Genomic DNA, 3730 nt, shown 5'->3' with positions numbered 1-3730 from the left:
TCCTCGCCGAACTGATGTATGGCGATTCCGACGCTTTGCCGCGTTTCCTGAAAAGCCGCCGGAAACAGAAAAACCTGATCGCCGGTTCGGCTCGCTTCGTTTGGTGGGGCGTCACCGAGCCTTTCCGCGCCCTGCGTTACGCGATGGTGGGCAAGAAGGGGAAAACCGCGCCGGAAATCAATCCGGGCGAAAGCGTTACGCCGCAGTTCGGCGGCGGGAGCGCGGGCAAAATTCGCGGTGTTTCGGGGGCCAGGATGCGCGAGATGCTCGATCAGGCCGCCGGGCAATTGCGGGGCGCGCCGCCGCAGACCGCCGTTTCCGCGGAAGAGATATGACGATGCGCGCCAGGCTAGCCCAGGCGGCGCTTCGATCCGCCATAACTTTTTTGCGCGCGGCGGCCGGTCCGGCGCTGGCGGCGTTTCTTGCCTTGCATCCCGCCTGTGCGCAAACCCTTGCCGATCCCGCCGACGGCGCGGCTTTGTTGGCGCACAGCCGGATCGCCCTGACGCCGCCGCCCCGCTGGAGGCTGAAGAAATTCGCATCGTGGCCCGACTTCGCGCCCACCGGCTCCATAGGCGCCAAGGCGGGCGCAAGCGACAAGGACCTTCCTGATCTCGTGCTGCGCCATCTCCCCAACAATATCCAGGGCTTTCGCCTGAATGGCGAAGTCGGCGCGTCGGAATGGCCGATCTATCTTTCCGAAACGCAGACGCATCGTCATTTAAGTTTTCGCGTCGGCTATCTCTCCGCCGTCTCGGTGATGCCGGAAGCCTCGACCCTGACTGTCTTCATCAATGACGTCGCCATTGGAACGACGAAAATCCGCGCGCCCAACAAGGTTCAGACCGCCGATTTCGACGTCCCGGCCGAACTGGTCAAACCCGGATTCAACGCCGTGCGCATCGCCGTCGATCAGCGCCACCGCGTCGATTGCTCGCTCGCCGCCACCTATGAATTGTGGACGCAGATCGACCCTTCGCGGACGGGCGTGCTGATGCCGAGCGGCGACGCGGGCGCGAAGGACATCGAAGATCTCGCCGCGCTCGCGCCGAACCCGCAAGGCGGTTTGCCGGTGCGCGCGATCCTGCCCGGCCGCACTAGCGCCGCCAATATCGAGCGGATGATCCGCGTCGTCCAATTCATCGCTTCGGTCGGCCATTTCGAACAGCCGATGGTCGATGTCGGGCCGATGGCGAGCGGGGATTACGGCGTCAATCTCGTCGTCGGCCTTTACGCCGACGTCGCGAAAATCGCCGATCTCGATGGCCTCGGCCCCGTCGAAGGGCCGCGCATGGCGCTGCTGCCGCAAACGCCCACCCGCCGCGCCACAATCGTGATCACCGGCGAGAGCGAGGACGACGTCAATCGCGCCCTATTGTCATTCGGCGAGGCGTCGCCCTTGCGCGGCTCCGAAGCCGGCCTGCGCGCCGCAGGCGCCTTCCCAGGCTATCGCGTCTCCGGCGGACAGACGGTGCGCCTGAGCGAACTTGGCTTGCGCAGCCAGGAATTTTCCGGCCGTTATTTTCGCGCCGGCTTCAACATCATCATGCCGGCCGATTTCTATTCCGCCGACTACGCCAAGGTTCCGCTCGATCTCGCGGGCGGCTATGCGCCAGGCCTGTTGTCGAGCGCGCAGATCATCGTCTCGATCAACGGCCGCAATGCGGTCAGCGCCTCGCTGCCGCGTTCGCAGGGCGAGGTGTTCAAAGAAAAGACCCTGCCGCTGCCGCTCGGCTATTTCCGCCCCGGTCTGAACCGAATCGAAATCGAGGCGCAATTGCCGGCGGCCGAGGATTCCGCCTGCGATCCGCTCGCGTCCATCGCCAACAGGAAACGCTTCCTTTTTCTCGATTCGACGCAGATACGCATCCCCCATCTGGCGCGCATAGGCCGCATGCCCGATCTCGCCGTGACCGCGACCGGCGGTTTTCCCTTCATCGGCGGCGCCAAGCAGCCCAAGCTCTACATTCCTTCGCCCGATCGCGACTCCATTGCCGCCGCCGCTACTCTGGCGGGACGCATGGCCGCCTCGGCCGGGCGACCGATCGATTTCCGTTTGACTTTGACGGCGCCGCCCGTCGGCTCCGGCGCGACCTTGGTCGTGACCGGCGCCGGCGCCCTCGACGATTCCCTCGCCGCCACGCTCGGAGTCGATCCTGTCCTTTTGCGCACGGCGTGGAGCGATCGTTCCACGCAGCTCGCGGCAAAAGACGGTGAAAACCTGTCAGCCTATGACATACGCGCCCGCAATCGCCTGGCGCTGCAAAAGAATTTGCCCGCTGCTTGCCATTTGAAACGCCGGCCGAGCCGCTTTGCATCGGTCTCGGCGCCGCTGGCCGGTTCGTTCGAGCCGCCGGTCGAGGCAGCGCCGCCGCGGGAAGCCGCCGGGGAGCGTGACTTGTTTGTCGAATGGTCCGAAGCCCAGGCCAATCAGGGGCGGTTCCGCCAATGGTTCGCCGCCGCCCCCAACGGAATCGGCGACGGTCTTCGCGCCGCCTTCGAGCGGACGGTCGACGGCGCGCGGCGCCTCGCGGCCCGCGACGGGGGCGCGCCGGCCAGCCCGGTCTATCGATCGGAGAATTCCCTGCTGATCGCGCAGGCCGTGTTGGGGACGGACACCGACGACGTGTGGACGCTGGTGACGGCCCCCAACTCGACGCTGTTGAGCGAATCGATCAATTGCCTGTCCGATCCGCGCATCTGGCGCCAGGTCGAGGGCCGCATCGCCGTGCTCGACGATTCAGATGGCAAAATCTCGTCCCTTCCGGTCGAACAATTGCATTTCGTGGTTACGCAACCTCTGTCGGTCTCCAACATGCGCCTGATCGCGGCGGGCTGGATGTCGATCAATTCGGGCGTCTATGTCGCTTTGACCTTAGCCGCGGCGATCCTTCTCGCTTTCGCCACTTTCCATTTTGTGCGCAATGTCGGCAGGAGGGACGGTTGATACGTCCTTTCGTTTTCCTTCTGGCGGCGGGCGTCCTGGTTCAGGCTTCGGCCCCGCTGCTGGCGCGGGCGCAAGGCGTCGCGCCTTCCGGGTTTGTCGCGCAGGCGCAAGGCGACGCCCCGGCGCCTGACACGCGAGCGGCGGCGGTTGACGCCGTGGATGACCTGCTGGATCTGGACGCGAGCGAAAAGCCGCTGGGCGGGGTGTTGCGCGCGCCGGAATTATGGACCGCCTACAAGGCGCGTTTCGTCACCGAAGCCGGGCGCGTGGTCGATACGGCCAATGGCGGGATCAGCCACAGCGAGAGCCAGGGCTATGGCATGCTGTTCGCGGCGGCCGCCGATGACCGCGTCGCCTTCGACCGGATTTGGGGCTGGACGCGCGCCAATCTGATGGCGCGCGACGACCAGCTGCTGGCCTGGCGCTGGGAGCCCAACGCCCGTCCCGCCCTGGCCGACATGAACGACGCCGCCGACGGCGACATACTCGTCGCTTGGGCCTTGACCGAGGCCGCGGAATTTTGGGGCGACGTCTCCTATCGCATCGCGGCGCGGCGGATCGCCGTGGAAGTCGGGCGCAAGCTGCTGCTGCTCGGCGGCAAGGACGGCCCGTTGCTGCTGCCGGCCGTGGCGGGCTTCGCCAAGGAGGATCGCCCCGACGGGCCGGTGATCAGCCTGTCCTATTGGGTATTCCCGGCATTTGAGCGTCTGCCGATCGTCGCGCCGGAAGTCGATTGGAGCGGCCTGATCCAATCCGGCCTGACCCTGATCAAGACAGCGCGTT

At 65.9% G+C, this 3730-nt stretch carries 3 protein-coding genes; all 3 read left to right on the top strand.

The genetic code is table 11. The features are described 5' to 3' along the window. On the top strand, positions 1 to 335 hold a 335-nt coding region (locus ACLP2E_RS21215; protein ID WP_442467041.1), incomplete at its 5' end, for a hypothetical protein. Between the two features lie 2 nt (positions 336 to 337). After that, complete coding sequence (locus ACLP2E_RS21210) at positions 338 to 2947, top strand: cellulose biosynthesis cyclic di-GMP-binding regulatory protein BcsB (RefSeq protein WP_442467040.1); 2610 nt, start codon at positions 338 to 340, stop codon at positions 2945 to 2947. Beyond that, positions 2944 to 3730 (top strand): glycosyl hydrolase family 8 (locus tag ACLP2E_RS21205; RefSeq protein WP_442467039.1); only part of this gene is annotated, 787 nt, incomplete at its 3' end. The genes ACLP2E_RS21210 and ACLP2E_RS21205, both read left to right, overlap by 4 nt.

Source organism: Rhodoblastus sp. (assembly GCF_052145335.1).
Taxonomy (GTDB): Bacteria; Pseudomonadota; Alphaproteobacteria; order Rhizobiales; family Beijerinckiaceae; genus Rhodoblastus.
The sequence above is the reverse complement of the archived record's forward strand: the minus strand, read 5'-3'. Positions and strand labels throughout refer to the sequence as shown.

Excerpts from the sequence above, each read along its gene's own strand:
- ACLP2E_RS21210 (WP_442467040.1), top strand. The coding sequence starts at position 338 with ATGCGCGCCAGGCTAGCCCAGGCGGCGCTTCGATCCGCCATAACTTTT.